The 19,518-nt window shown below is 58.9% G+C and carries 18 protein-coding genes; 14 read left to right on the forward strand and 4 right to left on the reverse strand.

Annotated elements, in window-relative coordinates:
- Positions 1-127: 127 nt before the first annotated feature.
- On the forward strand, positions 128-2,410 hold the full coding sequence (locus tag IAI51_RS16500; RefSeq protein WP_187679440.1) for a putative bifunctional diguanylate cyclase/phosphodiesterase: 2,283 nt from the start codon (positions 128-130) through the stop codon (positions 2,408-2,410).
- Here IAI51_RS16500 and IAI51_RS16505 read toward each other — a convergent pair.
- Positions 2,301-3,197 carry an NAD(P)-dependent oxidoreductase gene (locus IAI51_RS16505; protein ID WP_187679441.1) on the reverse strand — a complete coding sequence of 299 codons (897 nt, stop codon included), beginning with the start codon at positions 3,195-3,197 and terminating at the stop codon, positions 2,301-2,303. The two genes, IAI51_RS16500 and IAI51_RS16505, sit on opposite strands and share 110 nt — an antisense overlap.
- Before the next feature lie 194 nt (positions 3,198-3,391).
- On the opposite strand from IAI51_RS16505, the gene IAI51_RS16510 reads away from it, so the two are divergent.
- Positions 3,392-5,590 (forward strand): hypothetical protein, encoded by a 2,199-nt coding sequence (locus IAI51_RS16510; RefSeq protein WP_187679442.1) that lies wholly within the window; start codon positions 3,392-3,394, stop codon positions 5,588-5,590.
- A 305-nt stretch (positions 5,591-5,895) separates the two neighbouring features.
- Here IAI51_RS16510 and IAI51_RS16515 read toward each other — a convergent pair whose 3' ends face one another.
- On the reverse strand, positions 5,896-6,201 hold the full coding sequence (locus IAI51_RS16515; RefSeq protein WP_187679443.1) for a DUF2288 domain-containing protein: 306 nt from the start codon (positions 6,199-6,201) through the stop codon (positions 5,896-5,898).
- Between the two features lie 352 nt (positions 6,202-6,553).
- On the opposite strand from IAI51_RS16515, the gene IAI51_RS16520 reads away from it, so the two are divergent.
- From IAI51_RS16520 to IAI51_RS16560, 9 genes are all read left to right on the forward strand, one after another.
- Complete coding sequence (locus IAI51_RS16520; protein WP_187679444.1) at positions 6,554-7,681, forward strand: branched-chain amino acid ABC transporter substrate-binding protein; 1,128 nt, start codon at positions 6,554-6,556, stop codon at positions 7,679-7,681.
- A 231-nt stretch (positions 7,682-7,912) separates the two neighbouring features.
- Positions 7,913-8,836, forward strand: coding sequence for a high-affinity branched-chain amino acid ABC transporter permease LivH (livH, locus tag IAI51_RS16525; RefSeq protein ID WP_007918526.1), 924 nt, complete (start codon positions 7,913-7,915; stop codon positions 8,834-8,836).
- Positions 8,833-10,089, forward strand: coding sequence for a high-affinity branched-chain amino acid ABC transporter permease LivM (locus IAI51_RS16530; protein WP_187679445.1), 1,257 nt, complete (start codon positions 8,833-8,835; stop codon positions 10,087-10,089). The genes livH and IAI51_RS16530 overlap by 4 nt, the downstream gene beginning before the upstream one ends.
- Positions 10,086-10,853: a high-affinity branched-chain amino acid ABC transporter ATP-binding protein LivG gene (gene livG / locus IAI51_RS16535; RefSeq protein WP_187679446.1), complete on the forward strand. Its 768-nt coding sequence runs from the start codon at positions 10,086-10,088 to the stop codon at positions 10,851-10,853. Before IAI51_RS16530 ends, livG begins: the two co-directional genes overlap by 4 nt.
- Entirely contained in the window at positions 10,854-11,555 is a 702-nt protein-coding gene (locus IAI51_RS16540) for an ABC transporter ATP-binding protein (protein ID WP_187679447.1), read from the forward strand.
- Positions 11,556-11,815: 260 nt separating this feature from the next.
- A complete protein-coding gene (locus IAI51_RS16545; protein ID WP_187679448.1) occupies positions 11,816-12,121 on the forward strand; it encodes a DUF2282 domain-containing protein in 306 nt (101 codons plus the stop codon).
- Positions 12,122-12,146: 25 nt separating this feature from the next.
- A complete protein-coding gene (locus tag IAI51_RS16550) occupies positions 12,147-13,034 on the forward strand; it encodes a DUF692 domain-containing protein (RefSeq protein WP_187679449.1) in 888 nt (295 codons plus the stop codon).
- Positions 13,031-13,789, forward strand: a complete 759-nt coding sequence (locus tag IAI51_RS16555) for a DUF2063 domain-containing protein (protein ID WP_187679450.1) — start codon at positions 13,031-13,033, stop codon at positions 13,787-13,789. Before IAI51_RS16550 ends, IAI51_RS16555 begins: the two co-directional genes overlap by 4 nt.
- Positions 13,786-14,259 carry a DoxX family protein gene (locus tag IAI51_RS16560; RefSeq protein WP_187679451.1) on the forward strand — a complete coding sequence of 158 codons (474 nt, stop codon included), beginning with the start codon at positions 13,786-13,788 and terminating at the stop codon, positions 14,257-14,259. Before IAI51_RS16555 ends, IAI51_RS16560 begins: the two co-directional genes overlap by 4 nt.
- Here IAI51_RS16560 and IAI51_RS16565 read toward each other — a convergent pair.
- Complete coding sequence (locus IAI51_RS16565; RefSeq protein WP_187679452.1) at positions 14,256-15,164, reverse strand: LysR family transcriptional regulator; 909 nt, start codon at positions 15,162-15,164, stop codon at positions 14,256-14,258. The genes IAI51_RS16560 and IAI51_RS16565 overlap by 4 nt on opposite strands.
- 104 nt (positions 15,165-15,268) lie before the next feature.
- Here IAI51_RS16565 and IAI51_RS16570 point away from each other — a divergent pair, with 104 nt between their 5' ends.
- The 3 genes from IAI51_RS16570 (at position 15,269) to IAI51_RS16580 (ending at position 18,292) form a co-directional block, all read left to right on the forward strand.
- Complete coding sequence (locus IAI51_RS16570) at positions 15,269-15,868, forward strand: short chain dehydrogenase (RefSeq protein WP_187679453.1); 600 nt, start codon at positions 15,269-15,271, stop codon at positions 15,866-15,868.
- Between the two features lie 59 nt (positions 15,869-15,927).
- Entirely contained in the window at positions 15,928-16,581 is a 654-nt protein-coding gene (locus IAI51_RS16575) for a COG3650 family protein (protein WP_187679454.1), read from the forward strand.
- A 97-nt stretch (positions 16,582-16,678) separates the two neighbouring features.
- Positions 16,679-18,292, forward strand: coding sequence for an NAD(P)/FAD-dependent oxidoreductase (locus IAI51_RS16580; RefSeq protein ID WP_187679455.1), 1,614 nt, complete (start codon positions 16,679-16,681; stop codon positions 18,290-18,292).
- 115 nt (positions 18,293-18,407) lie between these two features.
- On the opposite strand, the gene IAI51_RS16585 is transcribed toward IAI51_RS16580, so the two are convergent.
- Positions 18,408-19,502 (reverse strand): PLP-dependent cysteine synthase family protein, encoded by a 1,095-nt coding sequence (locus tag IAI51_RS16585; protein WP_410458009.1) that lies wholly within the window; start codon positions 19,500-19,502, stop codon positions 18,408-18,410.
- Positions 19,503-19,518 lie beyond the last annotated feature (16 nt).

Here is a 19,518-nt window from a genome sequence, read left to right on the forward strand (position 1 = left end):
ACGCTAATGACGAAATCGTTAGCGCCAATGTGCCACTACCCCTTGCACCCCGGAAACGGCCTCTATACTCCTGTCATTCGCCTGCGTTAACCGCGCGGTTAGGACGACTTCAGAGACGGGGCATGCTATGGAGTGGCTTGGTTTGCAGTTTGTTACCGAGCTGCCGGAGAGCGGGCAGGTCATTCTTGATTGCACACATAATCCCTTGCTGGTGCTGGTGGCCTATCTGGTGGCCTGCGCCGCGAGTTTCGCTACGCTCGATATGGCCGAGCGGGTCGGTCACGCCGAAGACCTTGGTTCGCAACGCCTATGGCGCTGGATTGGCGCGACCTGCCTGGCCGGCGGAATCTGGGCCATGCACTTTATTGGCATGCTCGCTTTCCAGGCGCCGATCGAAATCCATTACGACCTGCCGATCACCCTGTTCTCCCTGCTGATCGCCCTGCTCGCCTCGTGGCTGGCGATGCACACGCTGAGCGAGGCACAGCCGAGTCTGGTGCTTTACCTGAAAACCGCTGTGGTCATCGGCCTCGGTATCGCCGGCATGCATTACGTCGGCATGGCCGCCATGGAGTCGAGCGCCACCGCCTACTACCAACCGACCTTGTTTGCGCTGTCGATCGCCATCGCCATCGGCGCCAGTTTCGCCGCGTTATGGGTCGCAGGCTACTTGCGCGAAGGCAGTGGCCTGGCTCATCAGATGCTCAAGTACAGCGCCGCACTGATTCTCGGTGCGGGCATTTTCAGCATGCACTTCACCGGGATGGCCGCACTGCAATTGGTGTTACCGGAAGGCAGCGCACCGGACCTGTCGGCCGAAACCAGCCATTTGCAACTGGGCCTGACAGTGGCGCTGATCATCCTGCTGATTCTCGGCAGCGCGATCAGCGCGGCGCTGGCCGACAAGAAACTGCAGAGCAAGGAACACGATCTGCGCCGGGTCAACGCCCTGCTCAGCCAACTCGATCAGGCGCGCATGTCATTGCAACAAGTGGCCAACTACGACGCCCTGACCAATCTGATCAACCGCCGCGGCTTCAACCAGATCTTCGCCGAGAAACTAAGCCAGAAAACCACCGAGGGCGGCATGCTCGCGGTCATGTTTCTCGACATCGACCACTTCAAACGCATCAACGACAGCCTCGGCCACGATGCCGGCGACGCCCTGCTCAAGGTCATTGCCAATCACATCAAAAGCTCTGTGCGCAGCCATGAAGACGTCGTCGCGCGTTTTGGCGGCGACGAGTTCTGCATCCTGATCGGCCTGCGCGATCGCGAAGAGGCGCGCACCATGGCCCAGCGCATCATGCTGAAGATGAAGGAGCCGATAGAACTGGCCGGACGCCGGATGGTGATGACCACCAGCATCGGCATCAGCCTGTTTCCCGAAGACGGCACCACCTGCGAAGAACTGCTCAAGCACGCGGATCTGGCCCTGTATCAATCCAAAGGTGCCGGGCGCAATGGCCTGCACTTTTTCAATTCCAACCTGAAAAACCGCGCGACTCTGGAACTGCAACTCGAAGAAGAACTGCGCCACGCCCTGCGCGAAGAAAACGGTCTGATGCTGTATTACCAACCGATCTTCGAACTGAAAACCGGTCGGGTCACCAAGTTAGAGGCGCTGATCCGCTGGCAACATCCGCTTCACGGACTACTGACGCCGGATCGTTTCATCAGCATTGCCGAAAACAATGGTCTCATCGCCGAACTGGACAACTGGGTGCTGCGCCGGGCCTGCCGGGACCTTGGCGAACTGTCGAACCACGGCTGCGAAGAGCTGAAAATCGCCTGGAACTGCTCACCGCTGAATCTGGCCCGGGAAGAGTTGGCTGACGAAATCGAAAGTGCGCTGCGCACCGCCGGCGTCGCGCCGGAACGGCTGGAACTGGAAGTCACCGAAAACGCCCTGATGGGTAACATTGCCAACACTCTGGTGCTGCTGCGGCAGATTCGCGCCCTCGGTGTGTCACTGTCGATCGACGACTTCGGTACCGGCTATTCGTCGCTGGCCTACCTCAAGCGCCTGCCGCTCAACACCCTGAAGATCGACCGCTCGTTCATCCTGGACATTCCCAAAGCCACGGCGGATATGGAGATCGTCCAGGCAATCATCGTCATGGCCCACACCCTGCATTTGCAGGTGGTCACTGAAGGTGTGGAAAGCCTGGAGCAATACGAATTCCTTGAGCGTTCCGGCTGCGACTTCATCCAGGGTTACCTGCTCAGCCGTCCGGTGCCGCTGGACGAACTGCGCCCGGTGCTGGAAGAAATCAATCAGCGTAAACATTCACATGCGGTCAATCCGTTGATTCTGGCGCGCGGTACATTTGCACCAGTGTCGCTGGATCCTTCGCCAAAAAGCCCTGGGCCCCATGCAGGCGCATCAGTTGTGCGGCCAATCCGCTGATCGGCGTCGCCGAGCCTTGCTCGCGGGAGAATTTCACCGCTGTGTCGAGATCTTTGAGTAGCGTGCGTACGTGCCATTTGATCGGTTCGAAACGGCTTTCGGCCATTTGCGGAGCGAGGATCTGCAACGGTTTCGAATCGGCAAAACCGCCGGCCAGCGCTTCGGCGATCAGACTCGCATCGACACCCGCCTGCTCGGCCAGCGCCACCACTTCGGCAATCACCAACGCATTGCAGGCAACTATCATCTGGTTGCAGGCCTTGGTCACTTGCCCGGCGCCAATGCCGCCCATGTGCGTAACGCGTTGACCGAGATTGAGCAACACCGGGCGCACGCGCTCAAGGTCGGCTGCATCGCCCCCGACCATGATCGCCAGACTGCCGGCCTCGGCACCGACCACGCCGCCGGAAACCGGTGAATCCATCCAACTCATACCGGTTTCACTTTTCAGCTGCGCCGCCATCTCACGAGTAGCCGTCGGTTCAAGACTGGAAAAATCCACCAGCAACTGACCGCCCTTCGCACCTTCGGCAACACCGGCCGGGCCGAACACCACTTCGCGCACCACCGCCGTATCGGCCAGGCACATCATCACCACGTCGGCGTGCTTGCACAGCTCGGAGGGGCTCGCCACCTGCCGGGCACCGGCCTCGACCAGTGGCGCGCACTTCGCCGGGTTACGGTTCCACACGGTCAACGGATAACCCGCGGCCAACAGGCGCCGGCACATCGGCAAGCCCATCAGACCGATTCCGGCGAATCCCAACGATGGTAGCGTTGACATCATTTTGCCTCTTTTCGATTAAAGATCGCCGAATAATGGCCGATTCATCAACGATCAGGAAAGGATTCCCCCAAGCGACAGTCAGGCCAAGTCCCTGACGCTCGGGCCTAATTCGCGCAAAAAAGACGCGAGATCTTATTCCGTGAGGTTCGCTGACATCAGTCACCGAGCCAACCAGTCCAGGTATATGGCGCAAAATGACTTCTAAAAATAATCCCGCCACTGCGGTATCCGATCTGACCCTGAGCCCCGCTGCGAACAGCCCGTCACCGTCGAAGCCATTGCACCCCTCGCGTCCGCTGGGTACCCAGCAATACCTGTACTTCACCGAAACCAACACCGATCGCATCCTCGACAACCTCGATGGCCTGCGTGATCTGGTGTTCCCGCGTCCGCCGCACCTGGAAGGCGATAACGAACAGCACAACGATCAGGAATTCCCGTCGGTGTGCCTGATCGGCCTCGGTCGCTGCGGCTCCAACATCGCCCTCGACGTGGCGGAGTTGGTGTACAACGCGCGCAAGTTCTACCTCAACGAATTCAATAACGAAGATCGGGCAGCCGACCGGCGCCTGGCCGACAAGGGTTACAGCCCGGCACAGTGGATCAAGAACAACCTGCGGATCGGCCCGAACAAGTCGACCAAACCGGTGTTTCTGGTCGAGCCGCTGGTGATGCTCGGCGACCTAGACAAAGACATCGCCGGGCGTATCCGTTTCTCGCGCAAGGGTGAGAAAAGCGGTTTCCTGCGCGACTACAGCAAAATGAAGATCATGGACTTGTCCGAAGTCCACGCCGGTGGCGCCGGTAACGCACCGATCCTCGGCCAGTACCTGGCGAAGATCATCCTCAACAAGGACACCCAGCGTTTTTCCAGCCCCGACTGGAAAATGATCCACTCGTACCTGATCGACAGCTGCGGCATCAAGGCCAACCAGTCGCGTCTGTACTTCTCGATCTTCAGTGCCGGCGGCGGTACCGGTTCGGGCATGGCCTCGGAATTTGGTCTGGCCCAGCAGCACTCGTACATGAACAAGACGTTCGACACCAAGCCGATGGACGAACATGACGGCAAGAGCGGTCATTCGTTCGTGTTCGAACCGATCTTCACCAGCGGCATCTGCGTGCTGCCGAACATTTCCGACCACCGCAGCGAAATGTCCGAGGCGCTGCACATCAACGCCGGTCGCCTGCTGTGCAAATACCTCTCGGAAGAATGGGATTTCTCCTACAACTTCGCCAACGAAGACAGCAGCGAAGCCAGCGTCATGGGGCGTATCCGCCCGTGGAACGCAATGATGCTGATCTCCAACGACATCATGCGTTACGCCGAAGAGAGCGACGACGGCAACATCCAGAACATTGATGTCAATGCGATGGAGAAGCACGCCAACCAGTACATCTCGCAGCAGATCTTCAACATTCTGACGGCGCAGGCGGTCACCACCGACTACGACCAGAACTACTTCCGTCGCGCCGGCATCGACATCGGCGAAACCATTCGCCTGGACGCCAACGACCTGTTCATGAGCCTGGCCGGACCGGTGGCGATTGCCTACGCCGAATCGGTAGTGCCGGAAACGCCGCCGCCGAGCAGCGACAAGTTCAAGGTGTTCGATAAAGAGCCGCAGCGCCTGAACATCGACGATTTGTTCTTCCGCTCGATCGACCTGCCGCACTTCAACAAAGTGACCCAGGCCATCGAAGGCATCAGCCTGTTGCCAATCGAGTCCAAGCGCTATCGCGCCTCGCTTGAGCAGTACAAGAATTCCGGTTACGACGCCGCCGCCCTGCACGATCTGCATTTCTTCAAGAACTGCTCGTCGGTGGTCTCGATCGTTTCGCTGCCCAAAGACTACAAGTTGTCGTACATGGACCTGAACCGGTTGAAGACACACCTCAACAGCCTGTTCCCCAACACCACGCTCAAGCGCTATGCACTGGTGATCGGCGCCTCGGCCAACCTGTCGCTGACCACATTGATTGCGAAGAGCCCGTGCCTGTCGGACGACTTCCTGACCTTGATCGTCGCGTTCATCAAGCGCTGCTTCGCGAAGACCCCGTACCGTTTCGACGAGACGCTGGACAATTCGATCCTCGATTTCATCATCAACGAGGACTTCGACGAAGAACGCATTGATGATCTGCTCAACGAATTCGAAAACCCGGCGAAGATTCTCGACACCAACTGGTACGCGATCAAACCGATGTACGAGAAGAAGTACCGCGAGCTGATCAACGACAAAGAGAAGTTTGTCTCGATCAACGACATTCGCCTGTCGCGCGATTGCGTGAAGAAGTCGATCAAGTACCTGCGCGAGATCTATCGTCACCGGATTGGCAAGACCAAGGTTATTTCGCTGAATAACCATACCGGGAAGACGTTTTCGGTCTGACATTAAGACCGAGTCGCCCCAATCGCGAGCAGGCTCGCTCCCACAGGGGATTTGTGAACACCGCAGATCCAATGTGGGAGCGAGCCTGCTCGCGAAGAGGCCAACGAATTCCCTGAAAATTTCAGCCTTTCCAACATCCAGAAACAATTAAGCAGCCGTTAGGCTGCTTACTAAACTGTTCCCGTTACGTTTACGTCACCGTGAGCCACCCTCGCTTGTGGCGTTTCTCTACGGCAACGTGCCATCACGCTACTCGGCTACCCACTTTTCAACGATGATGACGCGCACTACAAAGGTGCAAGCCGTCAGACCTGCGCCCTTTCCTGGATCAGAATCCACGGCGAAACCACCACCGCCCACAGCTGCGGATCACGTTCAAAAAGATCCAGCGCCCGCGTTTCAGACAGCTTGGCGACCTTGTCTTCGGCCAGCCAGGCAGCGACTTTCTCGCCCTCATCCGACGCCACGGCCTCGGCAGCGGCGATCAAATCAAGGTCAGGGTCGACCCACAATAGGGCACCCTTGGCGAAGAACGGCTCCAGCTCTTTCCAGGTAATAGATGCGGTTTCACCAAGCAGCTTGGCATAGAGGGTGCTAGGTTCTTGATTCATGGGAACTGTCCGGAAAAGAAATCGACGCGAATGATAACGTCGGTGATCCGCCAGAAAAACCCGGTTGCAAATGGCTTTACCGAACGAAAAGAGCAGGAACGCCAGGGAATGCTGCTGATTGGGATATATGCCCACGAACGCCACGCCGCAATTCTGTCTTTTTCATTCAAAAATGCGACACCCCCAAGTTTTGCCCCTCGGCGCCCGCTTCCCAGGCTGACAACCGGCGCTCTACACTGTACCGGTACAGTTGCCGGGGGCATTTCCGGAGGGTATCGCAAAGATATCTGACCCGGTTCTGCTGCTACGGCGCCAGAACTCAAAAAAATTACAACAGTAAGAGTGGAGCACTATGACTAAGGCTACTAAGCAGATTTCCAAACTGTTTGCCGCTATGGTTCTGGCCGGGGTTGCCAGCCATTCGTTCGCAGCTGACACCATCAAAATCGGTATCGCCGGTCCAAAAACCGGTCCTGTAGCCCAGTACGGCGACATGCAGTTCAGTGGCGCGAAAATGGCCATCGAGCAGATCAACGCCAAGGGCGGCGTCGACGGCAAGAAACTCGAAGCCGTTGAATACGACGATGCCTGCGATCCGAAACAAGCGGTAGCTGTTGCGAACAAGGTCGTCAACGACGGCGTCAAGTTCGTGGTCGGTCACCTGTGCTCCAGCTCTACCCAACCTGCTTCGGACATCTACGAAGACGAAGGCGTGATCATGATCACCCCGGCTGCCACCAGCCCGGACATCACCGCCCGTGGTTACAAAATGATCTTCCGTACTATCGGTCTGGACAGCGCCCAGGGCCCTGCCGCCGGTAACTACATTGCCGATCACGTCAAACCGAAAATCGTAGGCGTCCTGCACGACAAGCAGCAGTACGGTGAAGGTATCGCCACCGCCGTCAAATCGACCCTTGAGAAGAAAGGCACCAAAGTTGCCGTATTCGAAGGCGTCAACGCTGGCGACAAAGACTTCTCGGCCATCATTGCCAAGCTCAAGCAAGCCAACGTCGACTTCGTTTACTACGGCGGCTACCACCCTGAGCTGGGTCTGATCCTGCGCCAGGCTCAGGAAAAAGGCCTGAAAGCCAAGTTCATGGGTCCGGAAGGCGTGGGTAACGACTCGATCACCCAGATCGCCAAAGACGCTGCCGAAGGCCTGCTGGTGACCCTGCCGAAATCCTTCGACCAGGACCCTTCCAACATTGCCCTGGCTGATGCATTCAAAGCGAAGAAAGAAGACCCGAGCGGCCCGTTCGTGTTCCCGGCCTACTCGGCCGTGACCCTGATCGCCGAAGGCATCAAGGCTGCCAAGTCCGAAGACCCGGCCAAAGTGGCAGACGCCATTCACGCCGGCACCTTCAAGACCCCGACTGGCGACCTGAGCTACGACGCCAAGGGCGACTTGAAAGACTTCAAATTCGTAGTCTACGAGTGGCACAACGGCAAACCTAAGACTGAAGTTTCGCCTCAGTAAGGCATTGTCGAACTGACTGCCAATAAAGCCCACGGCGTGCCGTGGGCTTTGTTTTACGAATGTATAGGGCCGCGCTGGCGTGATCCGCCAGTCTCCCCACCTGAAAATCTCAAAACCGTCATCAGCGGTTCGCTGGCAAAACCCGGATTCGAAGTGGATAAAGATCCACGGGGCCGGGCGGGAAAATGACTCCACCAGTGAAATGCGTATCAGGTTTTTAGGAGCGCTGTAATGCCTGACATCTATCACTTCTTCCAACAGCTGGTTAACGGCCTGAACGTTGGCAGCATGTATGCCCTGATCGCCATCGGCTACACGATGGTTTACGGCATCATTGGAATGATCAACTTCGCCCACGGCGAGGTGTACATGATCGGCTCCTACGTGGCGTTCATCGCCATCGCCGGGCTGACCATGATGGGACTCGACAGTGTCCCGCTGTTGATGACGGCGGCGTTCATCGCCAGCATCGTCGTGACCAGCTCCTACGGTTACAGCATCGAACGCATTGCCTACCGCCCTTTGCGCGGCAGCAACCGTCTGATCCCGCTGATTTCCGCCATCGGTATGTCGATCTTCCTGCAGAACACGGTTCTGCTGGCGCAAGACTCCAAGGACAAAGCTATCCCCAACCTGATTCCGGGCAACATTGCCTTCGGCCCAGGTGGCGCACAAGAAGTGCTGATTTCCTACATGCAAATCGTGGTGTTCGTGGTGACCCTGATCGCCATGCTCGGCCTGACATTGTTCATCTCCCGCTCTCGTCTGGGCCGCGCCTGCCGCGCCTGCGCCGAAGACATCAAGATGGCCAACCTGCTGGGTATTAACACCAACAACATCATCGCCCTGACCTTCGTCATTGGTGCTGCGCTGGCGGCCGTCGCGGCCGTACTGCTGAGCATGCAATACGGGGTGATCAACCCGAACGCCGGTTTCCTTGTCGGCCTCAAAGCCTTTACCGCTGCGGTACTCGGCGGCATCGGCAGCATCCCCGGCGCCATGCTCGGCGGGCTGGTGCTTGGGGTGGCGGAAGCCTTCGGTGCCGATATCTTCGGCGACCAGTACAAGGACGTCGTGGCTTTCGGCTTGTTGGTTCTGGTGCTGTTGTTCCGTCCGACCGGCATTCTGGGCCGTCCGGAGGTTGAGAAAGTATGACTAGGAATCTTAAACAGGCACTGTTCAGTGCTTTGCTGGTGTGGGCCGTGGCCTACCCGGTACTGGGTCTGAAACTGACCATCGTCGGCATCAATCTGGAAGTGCACAACACCAGCCCCGCTGTTCTGGCGACCATCGCCATCTGCTCGGTACTGATGTTTTTGCGCGTGCTGTTCAACCAGCAGATCAGCAAGGCCTGGCGTTCGTCGCCGGGCATGCCGCTGATCCCGGCCAAGGCCAGCAACTTCCTGACCCTGCCGACCACCCAGCGCTATTTCATCATTGGGCTGATCCTGCTTGCGCTGGTGTGGCCGTTCTTCGGTTCCCGTGGCGCGGTGGACATCGCCACGCTGATCCTGATCTACGTGATGCTCGGCCTGGGCCTGAACATCGTCGTCGGTCTGGCCGGTCTGCTCGACCTGGGTTACGTCGGCTTTTACGCCGTCGGCGCCTACAGCTACGCGCTGCTGTCGCACTACTACGGCCTGAGCTTCTGGATCTGCCTGCCGATTGCCGGCCTGATGGCGGCGACGTTCGGCTTCCTGCTGGGCTTCCCGGTGTTGCGACTGCGCGGTGACTATCTGGCGATCGTGACCCTCGGCTTCGGCGAGATCATCCGTCTGTTCCTGCGTAACCTGACGGACATCACCGGTGGCCCGAACGGTATCAGCAACATCGAGAAACCGACGTTCTTCGGTCTGACCTTCGAACGTAAAGCCGCAGAAGGGATGCAAACCTTCCACGAGTATTTCGGCTTGCAGTACAACTCGATCAACAAGGTGATCTTCCTCTACCTCGTTGCCCTGTTGCTGGCGCTGGCGGCACTGTTCGTCATCAACCGTCTGCTGCGCATGCCGATCGGCCGTGCGTGGGAAGCGCTGCGTGAAGACGAAATCGCTTGCCGCGCGCTGGGTCTTAACCCAACCGTGATCAAGCTTTCCGCGTTCACCCTCGGTGCTGCATTCGCCGGTTTTGCCGGCAGCTTCTTCGCGGCCCGTCAGGGTCTGGTGACGCCGGAATCCTTCACCTTCATCGAGTCGGCGATCATCCTCGCCATCGTCGTATTGGGTGGCATGGGCTCGCAGCTCGGCGTGATTCTCGCGGCCGTGGTGATGATCCTGTTGCCGGAAATGATGCGTGAGTTCAGCGAGTACCGCATGTTGATGTTCGGTGCCCTGATGGTGTTGATGATGATCTGGCGTCCACAAGGTCTGCTGCCGATGCAACGCCCTCACATGGAGTTGCGAAAATGAGCCGCGAGATTCTTAAGGTCGAAAACCTGAGCATGCGCTTCGGCGGCTTGCTGGCGGTCAATGGCGTGGCCCTGACCGTGAAGGAAAAACAGGTGGTTGCGCTGATCGGGCCGAACGGCGCGGGCAAGACCACGGTGTTCAACTGCCTGACCGGTTTCTATCAGCCAACCGGCGGCAGCATCCTTTTGGACGGCGAGCCGATTCAGGGCCTGCCGGGCCACAAGATCGCGCTCAAAGGCGTAGTGCGCACCTTTCAGAACGTGCGGTTGTTCAAGGACATGACGGCGGTCGAAAACCTGTTGATCGCCCAGCACCGTCACCTGAACACCAACTTCCTGTCCGGCCTGTTCAAGACCCCGGCGTTCCGCAAAAGCGAGCGCGAGGCGATGGAATTTGCCGAGTACTGGCTGGAGAAGGTCAACCTCAAGGAGTTCGCCAACCGTACTGCCGGCACCCTGGCATACGGTCAGCAACGTCGTCTGGAAATCGCCCGCTGCATGATGACCCGTCCACGGATCCTGATGCTCGACGAACCGGCCGCCGGCCTCAATCCGAAGGAAACCGAAGACCTCAAAGCGCTGATCGGCATGCTGCGTGAAGAGCACAACGTCACCGTGCTGCTGATCGAACACGACATGAAACTTGTCATGAGCATTTCCGACCACATCGTCGTAATCAACCAGGGCACGCCTCTGGCCGACGGCACGCCGGAACAGATCCGCGACAATCCTGAAGTGATCAAAGCCTACCTGGGGGAAGCGTAAATGCTGCAGTTCGAAAACGTTTCCACCTTCTACGGCAAGATCCAGGCCCTGCACAGCGTCAACGTCGAAGTCCGTCAGGGCGAGATCGTGACCCTGATCGGCGCCAACGGTGCCGGCAAGTCCACGCTGCTGATGACGCTGTGCGGTTCGCCGCAGGCGCACAGCGGCAGCATCCGTTACATGGGTGAAGAACTGGTCGGCCAGGACTCGTCGCAGATCATGCGCAAAAGCATCGCTGTGGTGCCGGAAGGCCGTCGGGTATTTGCCCGTCTGACCGTCGAAGAAAACCTGTCCATGGGCGGCTTCTTCACCGACAAGGGCGACTATCAGGAACAGATGGACAAGGTTCTCGGACTTTTCCCACGCCTGAAAGAACGCTTCAGTCAGCGCGGCGGCACCATGTCCGGCGGCGAACAGCAAATGCTCGCCATCGGCCGCGCGCTGATGAGCAAGCCGAAATTGCTGCTGCTCGACGAGCCGTCGCTGGGCCTGGCACCGATCATCATCCAGCAGATCTTCGACATCATCGAACAACTGCGCAAGGACGGTGTGACCGTGTTCCTGGTCGAGCAAAACGCCAACCAGGCGCTGAAAATCGCTGACCGTGCGTACGTTCTGGAGAACGGCCGCGTGGTGATGCAAGGCACCGGTGAAGCGCTGCTGACCGACCCGAAAGTGCGCGAGGCGTACCTCGGTGGTTGAGCGATTGCGGTAAATAAAAAACGGCCTTCGGGCCGTTTTTTTGTGCCCGAAAAAGCCCCCTTTAGGAGCTGCCGAAGGCTGCGATCTTTTGATGGTTAAAAAACAAGATTAAAAGATCGCAGCCTTCGGCAGCTCCTACGCTGGAGGATATTTCTGAAAAAACTTTCAGCCCGGCTGTAACGCATCGCCATGCCGTTTCTCTAGAGGGACAAGCAAGCGCACTTCGCTTGTAAAACCCAAGTTCAAATCGGAGAAACATCATGACTGCTACCACCCGCACCCTGTCCGCTACCGCCCTGGTTCTGGCCCTTGGTTCTGCCCTGAGCATCGCAGCCGTTTCCACCGTTCACGCTGCCGACGCCAACATGGAAAAATGCTTCGGTGTGGCCATGAAAGGCAAGAACGATTGCGCTGCAGGCGCAGGCACCACCTGTGCCGGCACCGCAAAAATGGACTATCAGGCCAACGCCTGGAAACTCGTTCCGAAAGGCACCTGCGCCACCACCGAAAGCAAAACCTCGCCGACCGGTTTCGGTCAAATGGAAGCGTTCAAAGCCAAGTCCTGATCAGTCGGCTGCCTGAGTGACGATCATGTTCACACCTAACGACCATGCCCACTCCTGCACTCAGGCAGCCCGCTCAGGGCTCCCGCCCCGTGCCGGGTTGGGGCTCAAGACCGGGCACTTGCGTGAAGTGCTCGGCTCATTACCGGACATCGGCTTCTTCGAAGTCCACGCCGAAAACTACATGGTGGCCGGCGGCCCGTTTCATCATTTTCTGAGATTGATTCGCGAGCAGTATCCGCTGTCGCTGCATGGCGTCGGATTGTCCATCGGGGCTGAAGGGCCGCTGGACGTTCAACACCTGCAACGCCTGAAGGATCTGACCGAGCGTTATCAACCCCACTCCTTTTCCGAACACCTGGCCTGGTCCAGCCACGGCCCGGTGTTCCTCAATGACCTGCTGCCACTGGCCTATGACGCGCCGACGCTGAACCGCGTCTGCGAACATATCGATCAGGTGCAGAACGCCATCAAGCGGCCAATGCTCCTGGAAAATCCGGCGACCTATCTGGCCTTTCAGCGTTCAACCCTCGACGAGGCTGACTTCATTGCCGAAGTCATTCGCCGCAGCGGCTGCGGTTTGCTGCTGGACGTCAATAACGTCTACGTGTCGTGCATCAATCATCAGCGCGATCCATTGGCCTATCTCGATGCCTTGCCATTGCACACCGTCGGTGAGATTCATCTGGCCGGTTTTGCCGAAGATTGCGACAGCCTCGGCGACCGTTTGCTGATCGACGATCACGGCGCGCCGATCGATCAAGCAGTCTGGCATTTGTACCGGCAAGTGCTGGAGCGCATCGGCCCGGTGGCGACGTTGATCGAGCGTGACAATCAGGTGCCGGCATTCGACGTCTTAATGGCAGAGGCGCAGCAGGCCGAAGTGCTGTTGAAGTGCGCGGGGGATCGATCATGAGCTCTCAAGCCGCGTTCACGGCAGCGTTGCTCAATGTGCAGTTGCCCTGCCCCGAAGGCCTTTACAGCGCCAACGGTGCCGATCCCGCCAGCCGTTTCGCGGTGTATCGCAACAACGTGCAGAGTTCGCTGATCAACGCACTGGGCGACAGTTATCCGGTGGTTGCGCAGTTGGTTGGCGAGGAATTCTTCCGAGCCATGGCGGCTGTGTTCGTACAAAGTCAGCCACCACAAAGTCCGTTGATGAGCCTTTACGGCGAAGGGTTTGCGGACTTCATCGCTGCGTTTGAACCGGCCTCAAGCGTGCCGTATCTGGCCGACGTGGCACGCCTTGAGCAGTTACGCACCCTCGCCTATCACGCCGCCGACGCAAACCCGATCCCGCCGGAACAGATCGCCGCTGCGCTGAGTGACCCGCAAGCCCTGAGCGAACTTGGCTTCGAACTTCATCCGTCCCTGTACCTGCTCGACTCAGGCTATGCCGTGGTTGCGATCTGGGCCGCACACCAGCGAGAGGCGACGCTGGAAGGCATCGAACTCAATCGTGGACAGCAGGCATTGGTGTTGCGCAATGGCCTCGATGTCGAGGTGTTTGCCCTGGATAACGGCGCCGGCGTTTTCATCCGCCATTTGCTCGGTGGGCGGCCGCTATTGGCAGCCGCAGAAAACAGCCCGCCGTTCGATCTCAGCCAGACCCTGGCCTTGCTGATCGCTCATAACGCCATCACCCATCTGAATTTCAAGGAATTGCCATGAATACGCTGATCACCCGCGCCATCTCGCTGCTGGAGAAAATCCCCCACAGCCTGATTGCCTTTATCGCGCGTTTTTCGATTGCCGCGGTGTTCTGGAAGTCCGGGCAGACCAAGGTTGAAGGCCTGGCCATCGACCTGTTCGACGGCAACTTTGAGTTGGGCTGGCCGCGTCTGGCCGATTCGACGATTCCGTTGTTCACCAGCGAATACCACGTGCCGCTGCTGTCGCCGGAAATCGCCGCGTACATGGCCGCGTTCGCCGAGCACTTTTTCCCGATTCTGATTCTGGTTGGCTTCGCCACACGATTTTCGGCGCTGGCGTTGCTGGGGATGACCCTGACCATTCAGTTGTTTGTGTATCCGGATGCCTACCCGACACACGGCACTTGGGCAGCGGTGCTGCTGTATCTGATGACGACCGGACCGGGGAAATTGTCGATCGATCATCTGATCGCCAAGCGCTACCGCTAAAGCCGATCCAGCGCCTCGCCGCTGCGTTTGAACCAACCCATCAGATAGTCCGCCAATACCTGAGTGCGTTTCGGTAATCCACCCTGATACGGATGCACCAGATACATCGGCATGCGCCGGGTCTGGTAATCGCGCAGGAGCCAGCGCAAGCGCCCGTCCGCCAATTCCGCTTGCAGCAGGTACGAAGGCAATCGAGCGATGCCGGCACCGGTCAGCGCTGCTTTCTTGAGCAGGTTGTAATGATTGCTGGCGAACGGCCCCGAGACGCGTACCCGTAACAATTCGTGCTGCTGGTGATACAGCCATTCCTCGCGACCGCTGTAGTGGCTGTTGAGCAAACAACGGTGCTCGGTCAACGCCTGCGGCGTCAGCGGCTCGCCGAAGCGCTCGAGATAGGCCGGGCTGGCGCAGGTCATTTCCTGCCAGGCCAGCAGCGGTTTGGCCACCAGCCGCTCATCGTTGGCCACCTCGCTGCGGATCGCCAGATCAAAGCCGTCCCGGGACAGATCGCGATAGCTGTTATTCAGCTCCAGCTCGATCTGCACCTCTGGATACTTTTGCGAAAACTCCAGCAGCAGACCATCGAAGAAGGTTTCCCCCAGCGAAACCGGAACCGTCATACGTACCGGCCCGGCTATATCGTCCTTCAATCGAGCCAACGCCTGACGCGCCCTTTCCACTTGGACTACAAGGGCCTGGGCCTGCGGCAATAACGCCGCGCCCGCTGCGGTCAGGCTTAAACGCCGGGTCGTGCGTTGCAGCAGCACCACGGAAAAGCGCACTTCGAGCTGGCTGATCCGCTTGGACAACTGGCCCTTGCTGCACCCGAGCTGCTGCGCCGCCAGGGTGAAACTGCCGGCCTCGATCAACACTGCGAACGCGGCCAGATCATCCATCTCGCTCATGGATTGTTTCCATTTGAAAACCAAAGGTTGCCCATTAGCGCGCTTATCCAAAGAAAAAACCACTCTAGACTCAAACCTCGTTCAATCACTTGAGGCACAGCACAATGAAAATTCTGTTGATAGGCGCGGGCGGCACCATTGGTTCGGCTGTGGACAAGGAACTGTCGCAACGCCACGAAGTTATTCGTATCGGCCGCAACAGCGGCGATTTGCAGGTGGATATCAGCGACAGCGGGTCGATCCGAAAACTGTTCGAACAAACCGGCAAGTTCGACGCACTGGTCTGCGCCGCCGGCAACGTGACCTTCGCACCGTTGGGTGAAATGAACGAAGACAGCTTCGCCCTGGGCTTGAAAGACAAGCTGATGGGCCAGGTCAACCTATTGCTGATCGGTCGCGAGTTTGCCAACGACGGTGCTTCGTTCACCTTCACTACCGGCGTGCTCAGCCACGATCCGATCCGCAGCGGCGCCTCGGCTGCAATGGTCAACGGCGCCCTCGACAGTTTTGTTCGCGCGGCCGCCATCGAACTGCCACGCGGTTTGCGCGTGAACTCGATCAGCCCGACCGTTTTGCTGGAAGCCATGGGCAGCTACGCCCCGTACTTCCGTGGCTACAAGCCGGTTCCTGCGGCGGATGTCGCGTTGGCCTACGCCAAAAGTATCGAAGGCCTGCAAACCGGTCAGACTTTTCACGTCGGCTAAACCCTTGTGATGAACGGTCAGCCTGCGTAACGTGGCGGCACTTGTCTGGAGAGCCGAAGATGCGTGTTGCCCGTTCGTTAGTCCTTGTTGCCCTGCTGCCGTTGTTTGCCGCCTGCCAGTTGTTCGATGGCCCGCGAGAAAGTGCCTCGCACGTGGGGCAGACGCGGATGCAGGGGCAACTGACCGCTGCCGACGGCAAACTGGTGTTCCAGCCGTGTCAGGATCAACGCCAATACGTGGTCAACGACATTGGCGGCACCAGCGTCTTGCAAGAGGCCGCGACCCTGGCCGATGACCAGGGCAAGTTGTTCGCCGACGTGCGCGGCAAGATCGCCGGTGACCGCCTCGATCTTGCCCAGCTGTATCGGGTCGAACGTTCGGGCACCGCGTGTGATGATCCGAATTTCAAGCTGCTGATTCTGCGCGCCGCCGGCCATGGCCCTGAGTGGAACGTCAAGGTCAGCGGCAAAGGCATGGTCATCGACCGCGACGGCCAGCCCCCGCTCGCCGTCCCATACGTTGAAGAGCAATTGGGCGACGGTCGCTTCAATCTCAGCAGCGAAGCCAACAACCAGCGCATCGAATTGTGGGTCGCGCCGCAACGTTGCGTCGACAGCAGCACCGGCAGCGTGCAGCACATGAGCACCGAACTGCGCATCGACGGCCAGGTGCAGCGTGGCTGCGGGTATTTCGGCGGCTCGCGTAACGACTGATCGTTTTACCCTCACCGGATCCGGTCTTTGCGGCTTATAATCGCGGCCTTCAAACGCCCTGGCGCAGTTGTGCGCCCCGCGAACCCGGATCCTCGCCATGTTACGAATCACTGAACTCAAGCTGCCAATCGACCATCCCGAAGAAGACCTGCGCGTTGCCATCGTGCAACGTCTGGGCATCGCCAGCGATGACTTGCTCGATTTCACCTTGTTCAAGCGCAGCTACGATGCGCGCAAAAAGTCCTCCGAACTGTGCTTCATCTACACCATCGACCTCACCGTACGCGACGAGGCCAAAGTGTTGGGCAAGTTCGCCGACGACCGTAACGTCAACGTGGCGCCGGATGTCAGCTACAAATTCGTAGGCGAAGCACCAAGCGACCTGAGCCAGCGCCCTATCGTCGTCGGATTCGGCCCGTGCGGGATCTTTGCCGGCCTGTTGCTGGCACAGATGGGCTTCAAGCCGATCGTCCTCGAACGTGGCACCGAAGTGCGTCAGCGCACCAAGGACACCTGGGGTCTGTGGCGTAAAAGCGTGCTCAACCCCGAGTCCAACGTGCAGTTCGGCGAAGGCGGTGCGGGCACGTTCTCCGACGGCAAACTGTACAGCCAGATCAAGGATCCGAAGTTCCTTGGCCGCAAAGTCCTGCACGAGTTCGTCAAGGCCGGCGCACCGGAAGAAATCCTCTACGTCAGCAAGCCGCACATCGGTACGTTCCGTCTGACCGGCATGGTTGAAAACATGCGCGAACAGATCCGAGATTTGGGCGGCGAAGTGCGCTTCCAGGAGCGCGTCAGTGATGTGTTGATCGAAGACGGCCAACTGGTCGGGGTCCAACTGGCCAGCGGCGAGACTCTGCATTCGAAACACGTGGTTCTGGCCCTCGGCCATAGCGCCCGCGACACCTTCCGCATGCTCCACAGCCGTGGCGTGTTCATGGAAGCCAAGCCGTTCTCGGTGGGTTTCCGCATCGAACACCCGCAGTCGCTGATCGACCGTGCGCGTCTGGGCAAATACGCCGGCCACCCCAAGTTGGGAGCCGCCGACTACAAACTGGTGCACCACGCCAAGAACGGCCGTTCGGTCTACAGTTTCTGCATGTGCCCGGGCGGCACCGTTGTCGCCGCGACGTCCGAGCCGAACCGTGTGGTCACCAATGGCATGAGCCAGTACTCGCGTAACGAGCGCAATGCCAACTCCGGCATCGTCGTCGGCATCACCCCGGAAGTAGATTATCCGGGCGGCCCGCTGGCCGGGATCGAGTTGCAGGAGCGTCTGGAATCCCACGCCTTTATCCTCGGCGGCAGCGACTACAAGGCCCCGGCGCAACTGGTTGGCGACTTCATCAACGACATTCCTTCGACCGAACTGGGTGAAGTCGAGCCGTCCTACAAACCGGGTGTGGCGCTGGGCGATCTGGCCCTGGCGTTACCGGATTTTGCGATTGAAGCGATTCGTGAAGCGCTGCCGGCGTTCGAGAAGCAGATTCGCGGCTACTCGCTGCACGATGCGGTGTTGACCGGGATCGAAACGCGCACGTCTTCGCCGCTACGCATTACTCGTAATGAGTCGCTGCAGAGCATGAACGTGAAGGGTCTGTTCCCGGCCGGTGAAGGCGCGGGTTATGCGGGCGGGATTCTGTCGGCTGGGGTTGATGGTATTCGGATTGCCGAGGCTGTAGCGCGCGACATCCTGGGTATAACCGACTGACACAAAACCCTATAGGAGTGAGCCTGCTCGCGATAGCGGTAATCCAGTCAACATTTCTGTTGAATGTTATTACGCCATCGCGAGCAGGCTCACTCCTACATTTAATTTCGGTGTGTCAGATATTGGCGCGCAGCACCGAAGTCGGCAGCATCTCTCCCCGCTCGGCACTCGCCGCCACAGCCTCGATCAATCCGCTCAACTCATAGCCCTGCGCCTTGAGCCAGTCCTGATCGTAATAGGTGTCGGCATAACGCTCGCCGCCATCGCACAGAATCGCCACGATCGACCCCGACTCCCCCGCCGCTTTCATCTGCTGCGCCGCCATCAATGCGCCAATCAGGTTGGTGCCGCTCGAACCGCCAACATGTCGACCGAGCCGCTGCGCAAGATAATGCATGGCTGCCAGTGACAGAGCGTCCGGCACCTTGACCATCGCATCGATTACCTTCGGCAGGAACGACGCTTCCACTCTTGGCCGGCCAATGCCTTCGATCCGCGAACCGCAATCCAGACGCAAACTGGCGTCGCCGGTCTGGTAGTAATCGAAGAACACCGAACGCTCGGCATCAGCGCACAACACGCGGGTGCAGTGCTGGCGATAGCGCACGTAACGACCGAGGGTCGCGGTGGTGCCGCCGGTGCCGGGGCTGGAAATCAGCCAGCTCGGTTCGGGATGTTTCTCGTAGCGCATCTGCTGGAAGATCGACTCGGCGATGTTGTTGTTCGCCCGCCAGTCGGTCGCCCGTTCGGCATAGGTGAACTGGTCGATGAAATGACCGCCATGCTCTCGAGCCAGACGCTCGGATTCGGCATAAATCTGCGTCGGATCTTTTACCAGATGGCTCTGGCCACCGTAGAAGGCAATCTGGGCAATCTTCTCTTTCGACGTGGTCGCCGGCATCACCGCAATGAACGGCAGCCCCAGCATCCGCGCGAAATACGCTTCGGAAATCGCCGTCGAACCGCTGGACGCCTCGATTACCGGCGCGCCGGGCTTGAGCCAGCCGTTACACAGCGCATAGAGAAACAGCGAACGGGCCAGTCGATGCTTGAGGCTGCCGGTCGGATGACTGGATTCGTCCTTGAAGTACAACTCGATGCCCGCAAAACCCGGCAGCGGCAAGGGGATCAGATGGGTGTCGGCGCTGCGCTGAAAATCCGCTTCGATGATACGGATGGCTTCGCGGGCCCACTGTCGATTGTCGCTCATGGTCATGGTTCTCGTT

It is taken from the genome of Pseudomonas sp. N40(2020), from assembly GCF_014472415.1.
Classification (GTDB): domain Bacteria; phylum Pseudomonadota; class Gammaproteobacteria; order Pseudomonadales; family Pseudomonadaceae; genus Aquipseudomonas.